The sequence below is a fragment of the Williamsia sp. R60 genome, from assembly GCF_054063855.1.
In genome coordinates this window covers 413,713-434,282 of record NZ_JBSSGR010000001.1, presented here as the reverse complement: position 1 = coordinate 434,282, position 20,570 = coordinate 413,713, and the positions used below count along the sequence as shown (strand labels likewise).

Genomic DNA, 20,570 nt, shown 5'->3' with positions numbered 1-20,570 from the left:
CGACCGCGCCGTGTCCCCCACTTCGCTCGGGCTGTGGACCCTGCTCACTCACTCCACTGTCCGGAGGCGAAGAACTCATCCAAAATCCCCTCTGCCCGGCCCAGGTCCAGTCCGTTACCTGCAAGCCATTCGTCGTTGTAGTAGGTCCCCGAGTACCGATCACCGCCATCACACAACAGCGTCACCACGCTGCCCGCCTGCTTGTTCGCCCGCATCTCGGCGACCAGTCGCAGCGCGCCCCACAGGTTGGTTCCAGTGGAACCACCGACTCTCCATCCCAGCACGTCGCTGGCCCGGCGCGCGGCCGCGATACTTCCCGCGTCCGGTACCGACACCATGCGGTCGATCACCTGCGAGATGAACGACGGTTCCACCCGTGGACGGCCGATCCCTTCGATACGCGACGACCGTGCACCACCCGCCGGCGGTTCCGCGCCATCTCGGTAGGCCGGATAGAAGGCCGAGTTCTCGGGGTCCACCACACACAGCCAGGTGCGGTGCCTGCGATAGCGGATGAACCGTCCGATCGTGGCGGAGGTTCCGCCGGTTCCCGCCCCGACCACCACCCAGGTCGGGATCGGATGTTCTTCCTGCGACAGCTGACTGAAGATCGACTCGGCGATGTTGTTGTTCCCCCGCCAGTCGGTGGCCCGTTCGGCCATCGTGAACTGGTCGATGAAGTGCCCGTTCGTCTCGTCGGCCAGTCGCTGCGCCTCGGAGTAGACCTCGTCGGACCGATCCACGAAATGGCAACGGCCGCCCTGCCGTTCGATCAGCGCGATCTTCGCCGGCGACGTGGTCCTGGGCATCACCGCGATGAACGGCACCCCGATCAGCTGAGCGAAGTACGCCTCCGACACGGCGGTGGACCCGGACGACGCCTCGATCACCGTGGTGCCCTCGGTGATCCAGCCGTTGCACAGCGCGTACAGGAAGAGCGAACGTGCAAGGCGGTGCTTGAGCGAGCCCGTGATGTGGGTGCTCTCGTCTTTCAGATACAGCGAGATCCCTGCCGTGCCCGCGCCGTCTTCCCACCGCGACCACGCGGGGAGCGGGAACCGCAGCAGGTGGGTGTCGGCGCTGCGGGTGGCGTCGGCCTCGATCAGCCGCACGGCATTGTCGACCCATCCGCGGTCGGACCTGCGGTCGATGTCGTGCGTGCGTGCTGCACCATCGGCTGAGGTCATGTCATTCCCGTCTCGTCACACACTCGACGAACCGGTGCCGCCATCGGACTCCGGCCGTCCCTCACCGCGCAACCTGGCGTTGAGGTTCTCGCGCTGAGCCTTGCGGCCGGCATCCACGGTCGCGATGCCGACATTGACGCGATCACGCAGTCCGCGGAACAGGACCATTCCCAGGGGCAGCGCGATGATCACCGCGAAGAACGCCGCAACCAGGATGGGGACGTCCACACCCACCGCGCGGCCGAGAAGGTAGATGCCTCCTGCCAACGCGATCACCAGGGCGATCCGCGCGACGGTGAAGGCAAGCAGATCGAACGCGAGACGGCGACCGGCCCCCGGGCTCGGTTCCACGGCCGGAGCCGTCTTCTTGGCCGACGGCGCACGCCGGCCGCCCGGCTTGTCGCTCTTGGATCCGCCTGCGCCGTCAGGTCCGGTTCCGCCTCCGGCTGCTTGTTCGCTCACGAACTAGACCTTACTTCTCTCCGCACCGACCCGAAACGGGCGCCTTTGCGATCCCTTTACCAACAGCTGACCGTTCGAATACCTGGGGTTTCGGGTGTAACCATGAGGTCGCGGTGACTCGCGGATCGTCGCGGCCACCGACACCCGCAGGATTCTTCGCGACCCGCCGAAACCTCCGTCAGGAGTCACCGGCGCGGCCGATGTGAGGCCGGACTCGATAGGAGCACAAATGACGTTTGCAAGCCCCCACGGTGCAAACATGCCGAACTCGGGTATCAACGGATCTGCAGCAGGTATCGCCCCGCCGGCGCTGAGCCCGCAGGCAGCGAGCCAGCACACTCTCACCCCCGGCCAGGTTGCCGCGATGTTCAACGTCAATCCCAAGACTGTGGCGCGTTGGGCCAGTTCAGGCCTCCTGGGGGCCATCCGCACCCCGGGCGGTCACCGCCGTTTCCGGGAATCCGACGTGGTCGCGCTGCTCAATCGCCGGACCCCTGCCACCGGCAGCTGACATTCGACTCAGGCCGAACCGCGGGCAACTCGCGCCAGACCACAGGATCGCCCTGAATGCCCGGCATCTCACGAGCCCGCCTCCCGTAGCCTGGAGGACACGGCTTTGATTTCGGAGGTGCCGACATGATCTACCTACTCGCCATCATCGGCTTGCTGGCACTCACTTACCTGGCGTGGCGCGCGTTCGGCCCGGACGCGCCCGCGATGCCGGGGCATTCGAGCGATCGCACACCGGGTCGGCAGATTCGCCGCGGCCCGGTCGGTCCGGACGATGATCCAGAGTTCCTCAACGACCTCGACCGCAAGGCCCGAAATAAAGATCCCAAATTTCAAGCCGATGGTGACGACAAACCCAGCGCCACAGATCAATAAACTCCGGTTGGGCTACTGACCTGCACAACTGTCCAAAGTTTGTTGAACCAACGTCCAGGTTCTCTCTGCGGACACCGACGGTTTCGGGCGCGAAAGTGCGGACAAAGTTAAGTAAGTCAACCCTTGGTTCGGCGTGCTTTTCTGGGTACCCATTTTGCGAACTTTAAAGGTAGAGTCTCGGTCTAGTTCGATCCTGCAATACCGCCGGGGTCAAATTAGAGGTCTGGGAGATAGAGAAGTGGCAGCTGTACAAGATGGAAAGAGCTTTGCCGAGCACCTGAATGAGCTGTTCAGCACGGTGCGCGACGAAAACGGTATCCCTTACACCGGCAAGAAGATCGCGCTGAAGGCCAACCAGCTGGGATACACGCTCAGCGATGCGTACATCTCGCAGCTTCGTACGGGCAAGGCCAAAACCCCGTCGTTCCGCACCGTCGAAGCGATCTCGCGAGCATTTGAGATCAGCGTCACTTATTTCCTGACCGATCCCGACGAAGACCTCAAGCGGGTAGAGCAGCAGCGTGAGTACGTCCAGATGGCCGCCGAGACCGGCGCGCACCTGGCCGCGTTCCGCCAAGAGGCCATCTCCACCGACACCCTCGACGTGGTCATCGAGCTACTCAAGGTCGTCAAGAAGCAGCAGGCCGACCGCGACGAGTGAGCATGGTCCGGCGGACCCTCGGGTCCGGCGGTCCACCTCGGGTCAGGTCAGAGTCCGGCGTACGAATGTAGGCCGGACACAACCAGATTGATGATGAAGAGGTTGAACAACATCGCCACGAAACCGGCGATGTTGATCCACGCGGCGGCGGTGTTGCGCCAGCCCGCGGTTGCCCGGGCGTGTAGGTAGGCCGCATAGATCACCCAGGCGATGAACGACACCGTCTCCTTGGGATCCCAGCCCCAGAATCGGCCCCATGCCGCTTCGGCCCAGATGGCTCCGCAGATCACGCCGAGCCCGAAGAGGGGGAAGGCGAAGACCACGGTCTTGTAGGCCAGTCGATCCAGGGTCTGCGCGGGTGGCACGCGTTGCAGGATGCGTCCCCAGAATCGGTCGCTCGGGTTGGGGTATTTGAGCTTCAGCAGGTACAGGATGCTCGCGACACCGGATACCAGGAACACCCCTGAACCCGTCGCGACGATCGAGACGTGGATGGCAAGCCAGTACGACTTGAGGGCGGGCACCACCGGGGCGGCGTTCGTGTACAGGTAGGTGCCTGCGATGAACAGCAGGATCACGACGGGCAACAGGACGAACCCGAGCAGCGGCCGGTATTCGCGTTTACGGAGCACGAACAGGGCGGCGACCATGCCCGCCGCACACGAGATCGAGACGAACTCGTACATGTTGCCCCACGGAGCGCGACCGGTCGCGAAACCACGAAGGACGATCGACCCGATCTGCAGCGCGGTCGCGAGCAACACCACGCCGAACGCCATCTTGGCCAGCCGATCACCGAGCGGTGCCTTGGCCGCCGTCTCGAGCTTGCCCGGGGTACGGATGTCCGACGCCGGCGCCACGGTGGGGCCGGCGCCTGCTGCGACGAGTTCAGCCGACTTCTCGACGACCTGTCGCTTGCTGGCCAGCGCGGCCAGGAACATGACCATCGCCAGTACGTAGACCGTCAGCGCGGTCCCGAAGCACAGATCCGAATATCGGGACAGCGTCTCGTTGACGTCCATCGCTCACCTTCCGCAGCCGATCGCTACTTACGCTTGTTGCCCTGTGTGGCTTGATTGCCGGACGCCGGCGGGGTGATCCCCAGCAGGTCGGCGACCATGTCGGGGAAGCCTTCTCCCCATCCGGCCTGGTCGGTCCGGGCCAGCCCGGCCATCTCTACTACACAGCGTCGCACACCCAGAGTAGAGGTCTCGAGCCGATTCTGAGAATCCGGTCCGTGGGCGGAATCGCCAGCGTGATCTGCGGCGTCTGCGGGCGCCCGCGCACCGGCATCGTCAAGGCTCGTACCTGCGGCCAGTGGTGTGATCCGGGCCCAGACACGGCGGCGCTTGATCAACAGCGAGACCAGCAGTCCGGCCAGCATCGCGATCGACGAACCGAGGACCCAGTTCTGGGCCGGGTCGTGGGACACCTGCATCGACACCCAGCGTTGATAGCCGTCGAAGGAAACGGTGGTGCCGTTCTCCAGGGTCGCCTTCTCTCCCTGCTGGAGGTTGACCCGCTCCTTCTTGAGCAACCTGCCCTGGTTGATCAGGTTGACGTCCAGGCTGAACACATTCTGCGGACGGCCGGTGTCGAGGCCGGTGTCACCCTGGTAGATGTCGACGGCGACGGCGGGGTTCTCCGGCAGCGGGAACGACGACGTCATCAGGCCGCCGTGGAACACGGCCGTCGGCGCGAACAGCCCCTCGATCGCGATCTGGTTCTTGCGGCGCTCGTCCTCGTTCGGGTACAGCCCGGCGGGGGTGTCGAACCGGGCCGCACCGCTCGACATCATCGTCTGCAGCTCGTTGGGCTGGAACGGGACGGTCTGCGAACGGGTCTCGCCGTTCGGGAAGGTGACGGTGAAGGTGGGGGCGAAGCCGTTGCCCAGCAGGTAGATCCGGTCGCCTGCGATCCGCAGCGGGTGGTTGACCTTGACCTCTGCGTCTTTCCAGGTGTCGCCGTCGATGTCGTCGCCGACCTGGTACCGCACCTTCGAGCTGTAGTCCTCGGGCTGGCCGGTGGGCAGGAACTTGGCCTCGAACGAGTCGACCTGCATGCAGAACTCGTTGAGGTTGGTGCCGTCGACCAGGTTGCCGGCCCGGAACGAGTCGTAGACCGCCGTGGAGGTGTTGCACAGGCCCTCGTCGCCGTTGGCCACCAGAATTCGGGTGCCCTCGTAGCCGTACAACTTGCCTGCCGCGATCGAGACGAGCAGCGCCAGGAGAGCGAAGTGGAAGACCAGGTTTCCGAACTCGCGCAGATAACCCTTCTCGGCGGAGATCTCGGTGACGGTGACGACCGAGCCGTCGGCTTCGGTGCGCTGCGTGGTCCGGGTGGTCTTACGCCATCCCCGCAGGCCGCTGTTGATCCGCTCCGCGATGGCCTCGGGGCCGCCGTCCACCTCGTGGCTCTCGTGCCGCGGCAACCGTCCGAGGTTGCGCGGGGCGGCCACCGGACGCGCCCGGAGCGACTTGGCGTGTTCCACCATGCGCGGGGTGAGGCACCCGACCAGGGAGATGAACAGCAGCGCATAGATCGCGGTGAACCAGACACTGCCGAAGACGTCGTACATCTGCAGTTTGTCGAACAGCTCACCGAAGAAGCCGTGGTCGGCGATGTACTGCTGGGTCTTCTGCTCGTTGAGGTCGCGTTGTGGCAGCAGCGCGCCGGGTACCGCGGCCAAGGCGAGAAGGAACAACAGGGCCAGCGCGGTGCGCATGGACGTCAGCGAGCGCCAGAGATTACGCGCGGGCCACAGGAGGTAGCGCTTGATCGGGCTGGGCGGCGGCACCTTGCCCGGCTGCGGCGCCCTGGTCGCGGTGGCGGTCATATCGGCAGCACCGTGTCGGTGACGAACATGTCGCGGACCCAGACGATGAACTGATCCCACAGTCCGGTCACCAGTGCCACGCCCACGACAACCAGTAGTACACCTCCGAAGATCTGGATGGCCCGGGCGTGACGGCGCATCCAGCCCACCGCACGCAGAGCCCACGCGGAGCCGAAGGCCAGCAGGACGAACGGCAACCCCAGGCCGAGGCAGTAGAAGACGATCAGGGTGACCCCACGCGCAGCCGTTGCACCCTCGGTGCCGCTCGCGGTGGTGATGACGGCAGCAAGGGTGGGACCGAGGCACGGTGTCCAGCCGAGTGCAAACACTGCGCCGAGCAAGGGCGCGCCGACGAGATTGGACACCAGTCGCGGATGAAACCTCGCGTCGCGCTGCAACATCGGGATCAGCCCGATGAACACCAGCCCCATGATGATGGTGACAACTCCGCCGATGCGTTGCAGCAGTTCACGATTGACGATGAACGTGCTCGTGATCCCGAATACCGATGCGGTGGCGAGGACAAACACCACCGTGAAGCCGAGGACAAACAGCAGCGCAGCACCGGTGACCCGAAGTCGCCCAGCCTTTCTCGACTCCTTGGGCGACATCGCCGGCGCCTCGGCTCCGACGAGACCGGCAAGGTAGGAGAGGTAGCCGGGCACCAGTGGCACCACACACGGCGAGGCGAAGGAGACCAGACCGGCCAGCACACACGCGCCGAGGGCCAGCAAAAGTGGGCCCGTCGAGACGGTGTTGGAGAAGCTGTCCCCCACACCGGCGAGCGTTGCCGTGCTCTGGGCTCCGGAGCTCAGCATCACCGGCGTCATTGCTGCGGCGCACTTTCGGCGGCAACCCGCTCGACGACGGGCTGCAACTCTTCGGCGGTGATCGCCTTGAGGAACACAGCGGCCGCGCGGTGGTCGCGGTCGAGGACAAGGGTGGTCGGAACCACAGATGTGGGGGTGGTGAGCTTGGCCAATGTGCGGCCCGGGAAGTCGAAGATCGACGGGTAGGTGACGCCGCGGTCCTTCACGAAGTCACGTGCCGTGCTCTTCTCGTCGCGCAGGTCGATACCGAGAAAACTAACGCCCTGGGCCTTGGTGGCTTCGTACACCTGCTCCAAGGCCGCGGCCTCGCCGCGGCACGGGCCACACCACGAACCCCACACGTTGATCACCACGACCTGGCCTGCGAAGTCGGACAGGTTGATGGTCTTGGTGTCGTCGAGCAGGTCCTCGCCGGAGATGGCGGCCACCTTGCCGCGCTCGGCGGGAGGATCGTAGAAGATGACCGTCTTGCCGCCGGGCGAGACGAACTCGAACGTGTCGCCCTGGGCGACCGCGTCATCGCCGGTGCTGCACGCCGTCATCACGAGCAGGGTCACCAGGCCGAGGACGGCCAGTAGACCCAGTCGCCATCCCAACGGGGCCAATACGTGCGCGACACTGCGCCCGCGGCCGAGTCGGCCCCCATTGTCGTTCGCCGTCAAGATGTTCCGTTTTCCCTCAAGCTCCTGTGGCGAGCGGATCAGATGATCCGGCCGGCTCGGAGTACACGATGTCGACGAGTGCATCGCCGTCGTACAAAAGGCTGGTCAGCGACGCCAGCGAGCACTGCCGCTTACGCGGGTCGTGCCAGAGACGCTGGCCCTCGAGGAAACGGCGCAGCGTGTAGACGGGCAGCTGATGGCTGACGCACACGGCCTCGTGGCCACGAGCTTCCTCGCGCGCCTTGTTGGCGACGGCGAGCATGCGGTGCGCGAGCTGGATGTAGGGCTCGCCCCAGCTGGGAGTGAACGGGTCGCGCAGTTTGGGCCAGTGCCGCGGGCGACGCAGAGCTCCGTCGCCCGCCGAGACGCGCAGGCCCTCGAAGGTGTTTTCGGCTTCGATCAAACCCTCGTCGGTGATGATCTCCAGGCCGTGCGAGGCGGCGATGGGAGTGGCCGTCTCCTGCGCACGCTGCAGCGGCGACGCGAACACGTGGGTGATGTCGTGGTCGGCCAGGGAGTCGGCGACCTTTTGCGCCTGGGACGCGCCCAGCTCGGAGAGATGGAAGCCCGACAGGCGTCCGTAAAGAATGCCGTCCGGGTTGTGTACCTCGCCGTGCCGCATCATGTGCACGATGGTGCGCTGCTGCATCAGTTCTCCTTCCGAGCACGTGCAGCCGCGGCCGCGGCTGCCGGTAGTGCGTCGGCAATGACACCGAAAGCATCCCCGTCCAGCGCCGCGGATACAAACCAGGCTTCGAACGCACTGGGCGGCGGATATACCCCGGCGTCGAGCAACGCGTGGAAGAACGGCGCAAAACGCCAGGTCTCGGTGTTCTTCACGGCCGCGTAGTCGTTGATCGCAGCATCGGGTCGCGTGGTGAAGAAGACACTGACCAGGTTGCCTGCGAACTGGACGCGGTGGCCGACTCCCTCCGCGGTGAGCGCCTCGCCGATCAGGGAACCGAGCTGTTTGGAATTGGCGTCGAGTGCCGCGTACACGGAGTCGTCGGCGTGGCGCAGGGTGGCGAGACCGGCCGCCACCGCGACGGGGTTACCGGACAGGGTGCCGGCCTGGTAGACCGGGCCGGCCGGCGCGAGGTAGGCCATGATGTCGGCGCGGCCACCGAAGGCAGCGGCAGGCAGGCCGCCGCTCATCACCTTTCCGAAGGTGTAGAGGTCACCTGCGACACCCTCGAGGCCGAACCAGCCGGCTTTGCTGACGCGGAACCCCGTCATCACCTCGTCGATGATCAACAGGGCGCCATCTGCCGACGTGATGTCTTTGAGGCCCTGGTTGAAGCCGTCGACCGGGGCCACCGCCCCCATGTTGCCTGCCGCCGCCTCGGTGATGATGGCGGCGATCTGTCCGGGGTACGTGGCAAAGGTCTCGCGAACCGCGGTGAGGTCGTTGTACGGGAGCACGATGGTGTCCTGCGCCTGCGCGCCGGTGACACCGGGCGACGTCGGCAGCCCGAGGGTCGCGACGCCCGAACCCGCGTCGGCCAGCAGCGCGTCTACGTGGCCGTGGTAGCAGCCGGAGAACTTGATGATCTTGCTGCGACCGGTGAACCCGCGGGCCAGCCGGACCGCCGACATGGTGGCCTCGGTACCCGAGTTCACCAGCCGGACCTGCTGCACCGGGTCGACCCGCGCGATGATCTCCTCGGCCAGATCGATCTCGGCCTCGGTGGGTGCACCGAACGACAAACCTGTGGTCGCGGCTGTCTGCACCGCCTCGACGACGGCCGGATGGGCGTGACCGAGGATCATCGGCCCCCAGCTGGAGACGAGGTCGACGTAGCTGTTGCCGTCGGCATCGTTCAGCCGGTACCCGGAGGCACTGGAGATGAATCGGGGTGTACCCCCAACCGAGTTGAAGGCACGAACCGGCGAGTTGACCCCGCCGGGTATGGAGCGCGACGCGCGCTCGAACAGCTGGGCGGAACGGTCGGTGGTGTGCGGCACGATCTCCAGTGTGGCAAATGTCCTGATGTGACCCCGGCCATGGATGGTCCAGGCTTTCGCAATCTGCGGTGGGACCTTCGTTTTCTACGGTGGGGCCTTCGTTTTCTACGGTGGGAATGGTGGGCCCGGGGAACGCGACCGGGGAGAAACGTTCTACCCGGACCCACCAAGTTCTGCCTCAGCCGGCGGTCTTGTGCTCGTAGTCGTCGATGGCGGCGACCTTTCCGGCCGAGGCACTTTCGGGGTCGAAGGTGTAATCGAGCCACTCACGGGCCAGCCGGCGGGCCAATTCGAGCCCGACCACCCGCTGTCCGAAACACAGCACCTGGGCGTTGTTGCTGAGCACCGACCGCTCGACGGAGAAGCTGTCGTGCGCGGTCACCGCCCGCACACCCGGCACCTTGTTGGCACTGATGGCCACACCGAGCCCGGTGCCGCACACCAGCAGCGCGCGGTCGGCCTTGCCCTCGGCAACCATTCGCGCGGCTGTCACCGCGACGTGCGGGTACGCGGTCTGGTCGTCGGCACCGACACCGACGTCGACGACGCTGTCGACCCTTCCGTCGGACTGCAGGTCAGCCTTGAGGGTCTCCTTGTACTCGTAGCCCGCGTCGTCGGATCCGATGACGATGCGTAGTGCGCCGGAGTTCTGTGAATCGGTCATGAGTGAGATGTCCTCTCATCGCTTGAGTGCCCTGCGCCCACGAGGGCGCTGGTTCGGTCGGCGATCGCCTGCACCGACAGCGCCAGTGAGATCGCGCCGGCATCGGGTGTCCCGACGCTGCGTTCGGCGAGGGGCCGGGCACGGCCGACCTTCGGTCGTAGTCGAGCTGTGGCCTGTGCGGACTCGTCGGCCACCACTGCGGCGGCCGACCAGGCGTCGTGCCAGCCGACGCCCTCGGCGGCCTGTCGTTCGATCTCTTCGACAAAGGGCCCGAGCGCGTCGAGCATCGTCTTGTCGCCGGGCGCAGCACCGCCGAGATCGACAAGTGCCTGATACCCGTCGCGCAGACCGGCACCGAGCAGTGCGGTATCTGGTGAACCTGTGTCGCCGAGCCGGGCGCCGAGTGCACCGAGCAGCGCACCCCACAACACACCCGAGGTGCCGCCTGCCTTTGCGGCCCAGGCTTTTCCGGCGGCGGCGAGTACCGATGCGGCGCCCGCCTGAGCGGCTATGGCCTCATCGGCCGCGGCGACAGCGGCCGAACTGCCCTTGACCATTCCGCGGCCGTGGTCGCCGTCGCCTGCCACGGCATCGATGCGGCCGAGTTCCGTCTCGGCGCCGGCCACCGCATCGGCAAGGGCGTGCAATGCCTCGCCGACCACCTGTCCGGTGCGGCGGCCCGCCTCGTCCGAGAGAGATGCCAACGCGGGGGCCGCGGCGACCGCGACTTCATCTGTCTTCGAACGTAACTGCGCATCACCCATCGACGGGCCGACGTGGTCGCCGGTCATCTTCCGGTAGGCAGGGGTGTCGGCGGGGGCAGTCCAGAAACGCTCGAGGTCGTCGTCGAGCCACATCACGGTGAGCGAACAACCGGCCATGTCGAGGCTGGTCACCAGCTCCCCCACCTCGGGATCGATCAGGGTGTACCCCGCCTCGCGAAGCAGCGCCGACGCCGTGGACCACACCACGAACAGTTCTTCGTATTTGGTGCGGCCGAGCCCGTTGAGGATCACGGCGATCCGGTTCGAGTCGGTGGTGGGAGCTGCGGCCAGCACGCCGTCGACCAGTGTGCGGGCCAGTTCCTCGGCTGTCGGCATCGGCTCGTCGGCGATACCCGGTTCACCATGGATGCCGAGGCCCACACCCATCTTCCCGGCCGGGACGGTGAACAGCGGGGCATCTGCCCCGGGCATCGTGCATCCGTCGAAAGCGACACCAAGTGTGCGCGTCGCGTCGTTGGCCCGCCGGGCGATGTCGAGGACGCCCGCCATGTCCCGCCCGGCATCGGCCGCGGCACCGGCACACCGGAACACCGTGAAATCGCCTGCGATGCCTCGCCGTCGGGACTCTTCACCGGCCGGTGCACTGGCGACGTCGTCGGTGACCGCAAGGTAGTGCGCGTCGATTCCCTCGGCCCGCAGCTGTTGCACGGCGAGCCCGAAGTTCATCACGTCGCCCGCGTAGTTTCCGGTGGTCAGCAACACGCCGGCACCGCCGTCGGCAGCGCGGGCCACCGAGGTGGCCTCGTCGGTGGACGGCGAGGTGAAGATGTTGCCCACCACGGCCCCGTCGGCGAACCCCGGGCCCACGACGCCGCAGAACGCGGGGTAGTGACCGGAGCCGCCGCCGACCACCACCGCGACCTTGCCCGGTGGCGTCCGGTGCGCACGCACCACTCCCCCGGGCACGGCCGCGACGTACCGGGAATTGGCATCGCAGAAGCCCGCGAGCATGTCCTCGGAGAACCGCGACGGATCGTTGAACAACCGGGTCATCGCAACCGCTCCCCGCCATCGGCGTCGAAGAGGTACACGCGCTCGGGTGGGGCGCCGATCTCGATCTTCTGGTCGGTGGTGAAGTGGTCCTCGGCGGGCGTCTGTACAACGATCCCTTCCTCGATGCCACTGACCGTGCACGTGGCCAGCCCGAACTCCAGGAGATGCTCGAAGTACGCCACCGACGCCGACACGGTCGGATCACCGGCGGCCCGGACAACCGAGCAATCCTGCGGTCGCAACCCCACCGACACGCGGGTGCCATCGGCGATCGGGCCACGCACGGTGGTCGCCAATCGTCCTGCACCACGACCGATCTCGACGAAAACCGTCTGGTCGATCGTGCGGGTGACACCGCGTAGCACGTTGATCTGCGGTTCGCCCACGAACTCGGCGACAAAGAGATTGGCCGGGTCGTCGAAGACCTCGTCCGGCGTGCCGAACTGCTGGATCACGCCGTGGTTCATCACGGCGAGACGGTCGGCGAGCGAGAGTGCCTCGACCTGGTCGTGCGTGACCACGATGGTGGTGTATCCAAATTCGCGCTGCAGCACCTTGAGTTCGCGGCGCACCCGTTGCCGGGCCGATGCGTCGAGGTGACTCAGCGGCTCGTCCAGCAGCAGTACCGGTGGGTTGCGGACGAGCGCTCGCGCCAGCGCGACCCGCTGCTTCTGACCACTCGACAGGCTCGCCGGCCGAAGCGGCAGAAGGTCTTCCATCTCCAAACGACTGGCGATGGTCTCCACCAGCTGATCGGCACCGGAAACCTTGCGCGCCTTGAGGCCGTACGCGAGATTGTCGCGGATCGACATGGGCGGGTACAGGGCGTAGCTTTCGAACCCCACACCGATGCCCCGTTTGGCTGCGGGCAACTGTGAGATCTCTTTGTCTCCCACCTTGATCGAACCGGAGGTGACGGTTTCCAGACCGGCGATCATGCGCAGGGTTGTCGTCTTGCCACAGCCCGAAGGACCGAGCAATGCTACGAGTTCTCCTGGGGCGATGGTCAGATCGATGCCCTTGACCGCCTGGAAACTCTCGCGACCGCGGGCCGAGTACGTCTTCACCAGCTTGTCGAGGGTCAGGCTCTTGGCGACGTCAGACGACACCTGATTCGGGGCGGGAATGGTCGTCGAGCTCACCGGGTTGCCTCCATTTCCGATTGCACGTTCGATATCAGCCGCACACTGTCCGTGCCGGCCCGCTCGTCGTCGAACACGTGGACATCGCGGGTGGCGACGGTGAGGCTCACCTCGGCGCCTTCCGCGAAATGTTCGCGCCCGCTTGACAATGCGATGATCTGCCGTCCACACGAGTCGATGGTGAGCTCCACGTTCCGGCCGAGTCGCTCGGCCAGCATCACCCGACCGTGCAACTGCATCGCATCGTCGGGGATCCGCTCGCCGCGACCCAGCACCTTCAGATCACAGGGCCGCAGTCCGACCCGCACACGGTCGCCCGACGACGCCATCACGCCGTCCGGCACCCGCACCCTTCCCGATCCGTCGCCCAGCCGCGCGGTCGAACCATCGATCACAGCGTCGACGACGTTGATCTCGGGCTGCCCCAGCGACTTCGCCACGAAGGTGTCGGCCGGGCTGCGCCAGATCTGCTCTGGCGTGCCGACCTGGACCAGTTCTCCGTCGCGCAGCACCCCGATGCGATCACCGAGCGCGAGCGCCTCCTGGTAGTCGTGCGTGACGTAAATGGTGGTGGTACTCGACATCTGGCCGAGTTGCTTCAGCTCGGCACGCATCGCCGCGCGGAGCTTGGCGTCGAGGTGACTGAGCGGTTCGTCGAGCAGGTAGACATCCGCCGGCCGCACCAGCACCCGGCCGAGCGCAACACGCTGTCGCTGTCCGTTGGACAACTCACGGGGGAAGCGCTCGAGCAGATGGTTAATGCCCAGTGTGGTGGTGACCTGATCGATGCGCTGCTTGCGTTCGGCGTCGGTGTACTTGCCCGTCCGTCCCGACTTCAGCGGCGATTCGAGGTTCTGCGACACCGTCTTCTGCGGATACAGCGCGTAGCTCTCGAACGCCATCGCCACGTTCCGGCGGTAGGGCTCCACCAGTGTCATGTCGACGCCGCCGATGTGCACCGACCCGGCATCGACGTCGACCAGACCGGCAATCGACTTGAGGGTGGTGGTCTTTCCCGCGCCACTGGGTCCGAGGATGACAAAGAACTCGCCGTCCGCGATGTCGAGGGACAGGTCCTTGATGCCGACCGTCTTGCCGTAGTTCTTGCTGAGGTTGTCGAGCCTGAGAGTGCTCATGCTTTCACCGCTCCAAACGAGAGACCGCGGACGAGGTAGCGCTGAATGGTCAGCGCGAGGATCAGCGGGGGCAGCGCCGCGATGACCGCAGCTGCCGCGGTGAGGTTGTAATAGGCCTGACCGCCACCGCCGAGGAACTTGGTGATCGCCACCGTCACACCGGCATTGCTGTCGGCGAGGATCAACGGGAACACGTAGTTGTTCCAGGCGAAGATGAATGCCAGCAGTCCGGCGGCCGCGATGCCCGGCCGGACCAGCGGCAGCGCCACCATCACGAACGCCCTGGACCGGGTGTAGCCGTCCAGCAGGGCCGCCTGCTCCAGGTCTTCGGGCAGATCCTGGAAGTAGGAACGCAGGATCCACACCACCAGCGGCATGGTGACCAGCTGCAGCACCCAGATCATTCCGACGTTGGTGTCGAAGAGCCCGATCTGGTTGTAGATCACGAACAGCGGGACGATCACCATGAGCTCGGGGGCGAACCGGAACGAGAGCATCTGGAACATCAGATCCTCACTGCCGCGGTACTTCCACCGGCCGGCCGCGTAAGCCGCGGGGATTCCGATGACCAGCGACACGATGACCGCACCACCACAGTTGATCAGGCTGGTCAGCAGCGACGCCTTGAAGTCGACGCTGGTCAGCTCGGTTCCCTTGTTGGACAGCACCGTCGAGAAGTTCTCCAGGGTGGGACTGAAGGAGAAGTAGGTGCTGGTCTGCTGCTCGGTGTTCTTCAGCGAGAGGATCACCATCCAGATGATCGGGAACAGCGAGAAGATGAACCACGCGATCAGGGTGAGGTCGGCCGCAATCGACCCGACGGTGAATCGTTTTTGACCGGGCAAGAGTTCACGCGCCATGTCAGGACTCCGCTCCCGCAGCTCGTCGCTGCGCCTTTCCGAGCACGCTGACGAGAACGCGTGCGGTGATGAACACGATGATCCAGAGCAGCAACATGTAGGTCGCTCCACGGGAGTAGTCGAGGTTGATGATCGCGTCCTCGAACGCGCCGATCTGCAGGGTGCGGGTCGAGACGCCGGGGCCGCCCGCGGTGAGCACGTAGATCGCGTCGAACACCTTGAGGTTGTCCATGAACCGGAAGATGACGGCCACCAGGATGTATGGCCACAGCATCGGCAGCATCAGTTTGCGGAACATGAAGAACCAGTTGGCACCGTCGACCTCGGAGGCCTCGAACGGCTCCTTCGGCAGCGAGCGGATGCCCGCGAGCACGAGGATGGCGACAAACGGGGTGAAGATCCAGACGTCGACCAGGATCACCGACCAGAGCGCATTGGTGCTGGACAGCCAGTCGAAGGTGTTCCCCAGTCCCAGAACGTGATTGAGGATTCCGAACTGCGGGTTGAACATCAGCTTCCAGATCACGCCCGCGATGACGGGTGCGATCATCAGTGGCAGGATCAGGACCTTCTCGAAGATCTTGCCGATGATGCTGGAGCGGTTGAGCAACAGCGCGAGGCCCACGCCGAGGACGGTCTCGACCGCCGTTGCGACCACCGCGAACACTCCGGTGACCTGCACGCTCTGCCAGAAGATCTGGTCGCCGAGCACGGAGGCGAAGTTACGGAAACCGACGAACACGGGATCGGGGTTGACGGCCGCGTAGTTGAGCACCGAGTAGTAGGCACCGACGAAGAACGGGTACAGGATGCCGATGACGATGATGAGTGCGGGAAGCGAGAGCAGGTAGGGGCGCAGCCGTCGGCGCCAGGACGGCACCTCGACCGGTTTGTCCGCTCGGACAGGCGGCTGGCCCGAAACACCATCCGTCGTCGCCTTTGACGCTTGAGTGGTCATTGGTTCTTCTCTCTCCGTTAGAGATTCACTTTGGAGGTGTTGGTCTTGGCCAGACTGTCCAGCCGGGACTGGGCGTCGTCGCCGCCGTAGATGTCCTGCAACGCCACCGCCCAGTCCTTGGTGGTGTCGAAGAACTTCTTCTGCGGGGTGAACTGGATCTTCGACGACCCGATGACCGTCTCGAAGGTCTCGAGGTAGCCCGGCTGGTCGGCCGCGATCCGCTTGAACGTGCTGTCGAACACCGATTTACGGACCGGGTCCGCGTAGATGCCGCCTTCGACAGCCTTGTTCATCGCCTCTTTGCCGGTGGCCCACTGCATGAACAGCCAGGCGGCGAGTTTGTTCTTGGACAGCGAGTTCATCGCCCACGTCCAGGTCCAGAGGTTGGTGTTGTAGTTGCCGTCCGGTCCCGCGGGTCCGGGGTACCACCCGAGGTTGCCTGCCTGCGCGCTGGCGCCGGGCTTGTTCTTGGGGTACGTGGCGCTGTCGGCGTCGTACACCATCATCGCCTTACCGTCACCGAGGTCACCGGTGGCGTTGGGGTAGTCGTACGTGGTCCACGACGTGGGTCCGGCCTTGTGCTGCATCTCGATCCACTTGCGTGTGAAGTCGACTGCTTTCGCGGAGTTCATCCGGGCCACCAGTTCGTCTCCGTCGAGCGTGTAGTCGACGGCGCCTTCACGGGCGTACTGACTCATGAAGCCGGGATGGATGGTCGCCCACGACTTCGAGCCGCGGGTCGCGATGCCGTAGCGGTTCTCCGAGCGATCGGTGAGATCGATTGCGAGCTGGATGAAGTCGTCGAAGTTTTCCGGCAGCGCGATCTTCCGGCTGTCGAAGTAGGCCTTGTTGTAGGCCACCACATTGTTCTCGAATCCCCAGGGGATCGCCCACTGACCGCCGGTGCCGAGCGGGCTGCCCAGCTCGAAGTTCCAGCGGGTCGAGGTGCGAAGGCCTTCGAAGATGTCGTCGAAGTCGTACTCCTGGCTGGTGGCCGCGCTGTTGCCCAACCACGGGCCCAGGTCCTCGATCCATCCGGGCGGGCCGTATTGCCAGATGAAGTAGGCACCCAGCATGAAGACGTCGTGCTTGCCCGTGCCGCCGGCGAGTTCGGTGTTCAACTTGGTGAAGTAGTCGGCCTCGGGCACGAGATCGACATTCACCTTGATGCCGGTGAGAGCGCTGAACTCGGACAACAGCGGCTGGAATGACTGCTGATAGGGGTGCGGTGTCTGCAGGATGTTGAGCGTGGTGCCTTCGGCTTTACGCCAGTCGAACGAGCCCGAGACCGCAGCGGCACCGTTCTCCGCGTCGACTCGACCACCCACACCACAGGCGCCCAGGATCGGTGCTGCGGCAGCGGCCACACCCACCACGCCGAACGCCCGCAGCAGGTTTCGACGGGACATCGGAGTGTTGACCGAAAAGTTCTCATTCATGGATACGTCTTTCGCTCAGGCCGGGATCAAGGACACCTTGACCGACTCTTTACCGCTGGCCACCAGGTCCAATCCGCGCTGGAACTCGCTCAGCGGCAACTGGTGGGTGCAGATCTCGTCCATCGGGAGAACCCCCGACTCGATCATGCGGATGGCTGCGGGCCAGCAGTACGGACCGAGGTGCGCACCGAGGACGTCGAGCTCTTTGTCGTCGCTGATGATGCTCCAGTCGACGGACACGTCGCTCCCGAAGACGCCGTACTCCACGTACCGGCCCAGTTTGCGCAGCAGATTCAGTCCCTGCGGGACCGCCGAGGGGTGCCCCGTGGCTTCCAGGTACACATCGGCACCGTAGCCGTCCGTCAGATCCTTGATCATCGCCACCGCATCGTCGGTCGCGATGTTGATGGTGAGGTCGGCACCGCACCGCTTCGCGAGTTCGAGCTTCTCCTCGGCCATGTCGAGGGCGATCACGCGAGCGGGGTTCTTCGACTTTGCACCGGCGATCATGCCCAGGCCGATCGGTCCGCAGCCGGCGACGACAACGGTGTCCTCGAAGGTGATCTGTGCGCGCTCGACGGCGTGGAGTGAGCACGACAGAGGCTCGGCGAATGCAGCGTGGTGCGCAGGGATGTCCTTGGAGACCTTGTGCACCAGCGCTTCTCCGGGATAGACCATGTACTCGGCCATCGCCCCGGGTGTACGGCGCTTGAATCCGTAGAGGTCGTGCGGCGCGCACATGTGGTACCAGCCGCGCTTGCAGTACATGCACTCCCAGCAGGGAACGATCTGCTCGGACACCACCCGGTCGCCCACCGCGATCCCCCACCGCTCGGCGGCGGCGTCGTCGAGTGCGACCACCGTGCCGACGAACTCGTGGCCTGGGATGACCTCCGTCTCGGCCCACGCGGGACGATTCTCGTCGCCCCAGAACTTCGCCGCACCGTGGTAGCACTTGAGATCACTCGCGCAGATACCCACTGCTTCGACCTTGATCAACGCCTCACCGGGGCCGGCGACCGGTACCGCGACCTGCTCCAAGCGGTAGTCCTCGGGTCCATGACAGACAACTGCCTGCATCTTCTCGGGTAGTTGCTCACCCATTAGCCAACTCCTCACCGGCCGAGGCCGCGTTCATTTTGCTGTGTTCCGGGTCACGTTAGCGCTTCCTGATACATATGTACAGAACAGATGTTCACGAGTTTTCACCGCATGAACAAATGTGCAGTGCCATAATCGGCGGGATCGCAGTCACCGACGGAGGGGTGTGCCTCATGGCCAACCAGACACGCAGGTCGGCGGCCTCCCCGTCGGCCGATGCGGCGAACGGGTCGGATTCCGGCCACTTCTCCGCCTCGCTGGTCTATGCCGCTGCCCGCCTGTACTACACCGACGAAGCCACCCAACTCGATGTCGCATCACAGCTCGGCGTCAGCCGCGCAACCGTCAGCCGGCTGCTCGCCGAAGCCCGTCGCCGGGGCATCGTCCGGATCGAAGTGATTGCGCCACAAGACTTCTTCGACGCCGACCTGGAGACCAGCCTGTCGGCGGCACTGCACCTCGACAGGGTGTATCTCAGCAGCCCGCTGCCCCCGCCCACCCCAGCGCGCCCGACCGTGGAGGTCATGGGATCGGTTCTCGCTCCTGCGGTGGCACGCAGCCTCCGTGACGCAAATCTGCTGCCGGGCGACGTACTCCTGGTGTCCTCGGGCCGCACCGTCTACGAAGTGGCCCAGTACGAGATGGCCGAACTGCCCGGCGTCCTGGTGGTACCGACCGTCGGCGGCAACGACCAGCCCGAGCCGTGGTACCAGACCAACGAGATCACCCGCCTCGTCGCAGGAAGGATCGGCGGTCGACCGAACTACCTCTTCGCGCCCGCCCTGCCCGGGCCGGACCTGCACGCCTCGCTCACCGCCGACCCCAGCATCCAGCCGGTTCTACGACTGTGGTCGCAGGCCCGCTGTGCGCTGATGGGCATCGGTGCACCGCCTCTGTTACGTTCTGACATACCGCAATTCGTCCCGACCGGCTCTGCGTCGCTGCGCTCGGCCGTGGGGGACGTGTGCTCGCGCTTCTACGACCGCGACGGCCGGGCCGTCGATTTCCCCGGACGCGAGCGGCTCATCGCCATCGAACTGGACCTGCTCAAGCAGGTGCCGATCGGCATCGGTGTGGCGGTCGGCAAAGACAAGGTCGACCCGATCGTCGCCGGGGCAGCCGCGGGCTTCTTCAACCAACTCGTCACCGATCCCGCAACCGCCACAGCAATCATGGAGAGCTTATGACCACCCCGACTGTCGATCCGACCACTCTGCGCCTCGACGGCAAACGCGCGCTGATCACCGGCGCCACCAAAGGAATCGGCGCAGACATCGCGGTCACGCTCGCACGCGCGGGGGCCGACCTCATCCTGAGCGGACGCAACAAGGTCGAGCTGGACGAGGCCGCTGCCACCCTGAGCCGTGAACACGGCACGCGGGTTGCCACAGTGGTCGCCGACCTGGCCGACACCGATGGTCCCGAAGCACTCGCGCATGCCGCTGCAGGTGCGTTCGACGGCTTGGACATCCTGATCAACAACGCCGGAATCTCCTATCCCCATTCGGTTCTCGACCTCGACACCGAGCAGTACGACGCCGTGCTGAACGTCAACCTCCGAGCTCCCGCCCTTCTGGCCGCACGAGTGGGCTCGATCATGGTCGAGCAGGGCACCGGGGGTTCCATCGTCACGGTCGCCTCGGCAGCCGCGCTGGCACCGCTGCGAGAGCACTACTCGTACTGCGCCTCCAAGGCCGGATTGGTGATGGCCACCAAGGTACTGGCGCTCGAACTGGGCCAGTACGGGATCCGCGCCAATTCGGTGTGTCCCACCGTCGTGCTCACCGAGATGGGTCAACGCGTGTGGGGTGAGGAGACCAAGGCTGCGCCGATGCTGGCCCGGATCCCCTTGGGCCGGTTCGCTATTCCCCAGGAAGTGTCGAACACCGTGCTGTGGCTGGCCTCGGACGCGGCATCGATGATCTCCGGCGTGGACCTCCCGGTCGACGGCGGCTACACGATGGGCTGACCGGTACGAGTGAGCACGACCGGCTCAGCGGCGGT

The 20,570-nt window shown here is 65.5% G+C and carries 21 protein-coding genes; 5 read left to right on the top strand and 16 right to left on the bottom strand.

What is annotated here, in order from left to right; all coding sequences use genetic code 11:
- Nucleotides 1-44: 44 nt before the first annotated feature.
- Together cds1 and ACVWY6_RS01900 are read right to left on the bottom strand one after the other, a co-directional pair.
- Entirely contained in the window at nucleotides 45-1,187 is a 1,143-nt protein-coding gene (gene cds1, locus ACVWY6_RS01905; protein ID WP_457535861.1) for an L-cysteine desulfhydrase Cds1, read from the bottom strand.
- Nucleotides 1,188-1,202: 15 nt separating this feature from the next.
- On the bottom strand, nucleotides 1,203-1,649 hold the full coding sequence (locus tag ACVWY6_RS01900) for a DUF4229 domain-containing protein (RefSeq protein ID WP_457535860.1): 447 nt from the start codon (nucleotides 1,647-1,649) through the stop codon (nucleotides 1,203-1,205).
- Between the two features lie 259 nt (nucleotides 1,650-1,908).
- On the opposite strand from ACVWY6_RS01900, the gene ACVWY6_RS01895 reads away from it, so the two are divergent.
- The 3 genes from ACVWY6_RS01895 (at nucleotide 1,909) to ACVWY6_RS01885 (ending at nucleotide 3,195) form a co-directional block, all read left to right on the top strand.
- On the top strand, nucleotides 1,909-2,160 hold the full coding sequence (locus ACVWY6_RS01895) for a BldC family transcriptional regulator (protein ID WP_051406664.1): 252 nt from the start codon (nucleotides 1,909-1,911) through the stop codon (nucleotides 2,158-2,160).
- Between the two features lie 125 nt (nucleotides 2,161-2,285).
- Nucleotides 2,286-2,534, top strand: coding sequence for a hypothetical protein (locus tag ACVWY6_RS01890; protein WP_023961396.1), 249 nt, complete (start codon nucleotides 2,286-2,288; stop codon nucleotides 2,532-2,534).
- 238 nt (nucleotides 2,535-2,772) lie between these two features.
- Nucleotides 2,773-3,195, top strand: coding sequence for a helix-turn-helix domain-containing protein (locus tag ACVWY6_RS01885; RefSeq protein WP_023961395.1), 423 nt, complete (start codon nucleotides 2,773-2,775; stop codon nucleotides 3,193-3,195).
- 47 nt (nucleotides 3,196-3,242) lie between these two features.
- Here ACVWY6_RS01885 and ccsB read toward each other — a convergent pair whose 3' ends face one another.
- The 14 genes from ccsB to eltD all read right to left on the bottom strand — a co-directional run bounded on the left by ccsB (nucleotide 3,243) and on the right by eltD (nucleotide 18,569).
- Nucleotides 3,243-4,217, bottom strand: a complete 975-nt coding sequence (gene ccsB, locus ACVWY6_RS01880; RefSeq protein WP_457535857.1) for a c-type cytochrome biogenesis protein CcsB — start codon at nucleotides 4,215-4,217, stop codon at nucleotides 3,243-3,245.
- Between the two features lie 23 nt (nucleotides 4,218-4,240).
- Complete coding sequence (gene resB / locus ACVWY6_RS01875; RefSeq protein ID WP_457535856.1) at nucleotides 4,241-6,031, bottom strand: cytochrome c biogenesis protein ResB; 1,791 nt, start codon at nucleotides 6,029-6,031, stop codon at nucleotides 4,241-4,243.
- The gene (locus tag ACVWY6_RS01870) at nucleotides 6,028-6,849 is read right to left on the bottom strand and encodes a cytochrome c biogenesis CcdA family protein (RefSeq protein WP_400729129.1); all 822 of its coding nucleotides are present in this window, start codon (nucleotides 6,847-6,849) and stop codon (nucleotides 6,028-6,030) included. Before ACVWY6_RS01870 ends, resB begins: the two co-directional genes overlap by 4 nt.
- An 8-nt stretch (nucleotides 6,850-6,857) precedes the next feature.
- Complete coding sequence (locus tag ACVWY6_RS01865; RefSeq protein WP_457536848.1) at nucleotides 6,858-7,403, bottom strand: TlpA family protein disulfide reductase; 546 nt, start codon at nucleotides 7,401-7,403, stop codon at nucleotides 6,858-6,860.
- 136 nt (nucleotides 7,404-7,539) lie between these two features.
- Nucleotides 7,540-8,172: a histidine phosphatase family protein gene (locus ACVWY6_RS01860; RefSeq protein ID WP_023961390.1), complete on the bottom strand. Its 633-nt coding sequence runs from the start codon at nucleotides 8,170-8,172 to the stop codon at nucleotides 7,540-7,542.
- Nucleotides 8,172-9,491 (bottom strand): glutamate-1-semialdehyde 2,1-aminomutase, encoded by a 1,320-nt coding sequence (gene hemL, locus ACVWY6_RS01855; RefSeq protein WP_457536846.1) that lies wholly within the window; start codon nucleotides 9,489-9,491, stop codon nucleotides 8,172-8,174. Before hemL ends, ACVWY6_RS01860 begins: the two co-directional genes overlap by 1 nt.
- Before the next feature lie 175 nt (nucleotides 9,492-9,666).
- The gene (locus ACVWY6_RS01850; protein WP_023961388.1) at nucleotides 9,667-10,152 is read right to left on the bottom strand and encodes a ribose-5-phosphate isomerase; all 486 of its coding nucleotides are present in this window, start codon (nucleotides 10,150-10,152) and stop codon (nucleotides 9,667-9,669) included.
- Nucleotides 10,149-11,930 (bottom strand): dihydroxyacetone kinase family protein, encoded by a 1,782-nt coding sequence (locus tag ACVWY6_RS01845; RefSeq protein WP_457535854.1) that lies wholly within the window; start codon nucleotides 11,928-11,930, stop codon nucleotides 10,149-10,151. Before ACVWY6_RS01845 ends, ACVWY6_RS01850 begins: the two co-directional genes overlap by 4 nt.
- Complete coding sequence (locus ACVWY6_RS01840) at nucleotides 11,927-13,072, bottom strand: ABC transporter ATP-binding protein (protein WP_457535852.1); 1,146 nt, start codon at nucleotides 13,070-13,072, stop codon at nucleotides 11,927-11,929. Before ACVWY6_RS01840 ends, ACVWY6_RS01845 begins: the two co-directional genes overlap by 4 nt.
- A complete protein-coding gene (locus ACVWY6_RS01835; protein ID WP_023961386.1) occupies nucleotides 13,069-14,208 on the bottom strand; it encodes an ABC transporter ATP-binding protein in 1,140 nt (379 codons plus the stop codon). The genes ACVWY6_RS01840 and ACVWY6_RS01835 overlap by 4 nt, the downstream gene beginning before the upstream one ends.
- Nucleotides 14,205-15,068, bottom strand: coding sequence for a carbohydrate ABC transporter permease (locus tag ACVWY6_RS01830; RefSeq protein WP_457535850.1), 864 nt, complete (start codon nucleotides 15,066-15,068; stop codon nucleotides 14,205-14,207). The genes ACVWY6_RS01835 and ACVWY6_RS01830 overlap by 4 nt, the downstream gene beginning before the upstream one ends.
- Nucleotide 15,069: 1 nt before the next feature.
- The gene (locus ACVWY6_RS01825; RefSeq protein ID WP_457535848.1) at nucleotides 15,070-16,026 is read right to left on the bottom strand and encodes a carbohydrate ABC transporter permease; all 957 of its coding nucleotides are present in this window, start codon (nucleotides 16,024-16,026) and stop codon (nucleotides 15,070-15,072) included.
- Between the two features lie 17 nt (nucleotides 16,027-16,043).
- The gene (locus ACVWY6_RS01820; protein ID WP_457535846.1) at nucleotides 16,044-17,465 is read right to left on the bottom strand and encodes an ABC transporter substrate-binding protein; all 1,422 of its coding nucleotides are present in this window, start codon (nucleotides 17,463-17,465) and stop codon (nucleotides 16,044-16,046) included.
- A 15-nt stretch (nucleotides 17,466-17,480) separates the two neighbouring features.
- Nucleotides 17,481-18,569 (bottom strand): erythritol/L-threitol dehyrogenase, encoded by a 1,089-nt coding sequence (gene eltD, locus ACVWY6_RS01815; RefSeq protein ID WP_116917101.1) that lies wholly within the window; start codon nucleotides 18,567-18,569, stop codon nucleotides 17,481-17,483.
- A gap of 170 nt (nucleotides 18,570-18,739) precedes the next feature.
- Between eltD and ACVWY6_RS01810 the strand changes: the two genes are divergently transcribed.
- Complete coding sequence (locus tag ACVWY6_RS01810) at nucleotides 18,740-19,753, top strand: sugar-binding transcriptional regulator (protein WP_457535844.1); 1,014 nt, start codon at nucleotides 18,740-18,742, stop codon at nucleotides 19,751-19,753.
- Nucleotides 19,750-20,535: an SDR family NAD(P)-dependent oxidoreductase gene (locus ACVWY6_RS01805; RefSeq protein ID WP_457535843.1), complete on the top strand. Its 786-nt coding sequence runs from the start codon at nucleotides 19,750-19,752 to the stop codon at nucleotides 20,533-20,535. The genes ACVWY6_RS01810 and ACVWY6_RS01805 overlap by 4 nt, the downstream gene beginning before the upstream one ends.
- Nucleotides 20,536-20,570 lie beyond the last annotated feature (35 nt).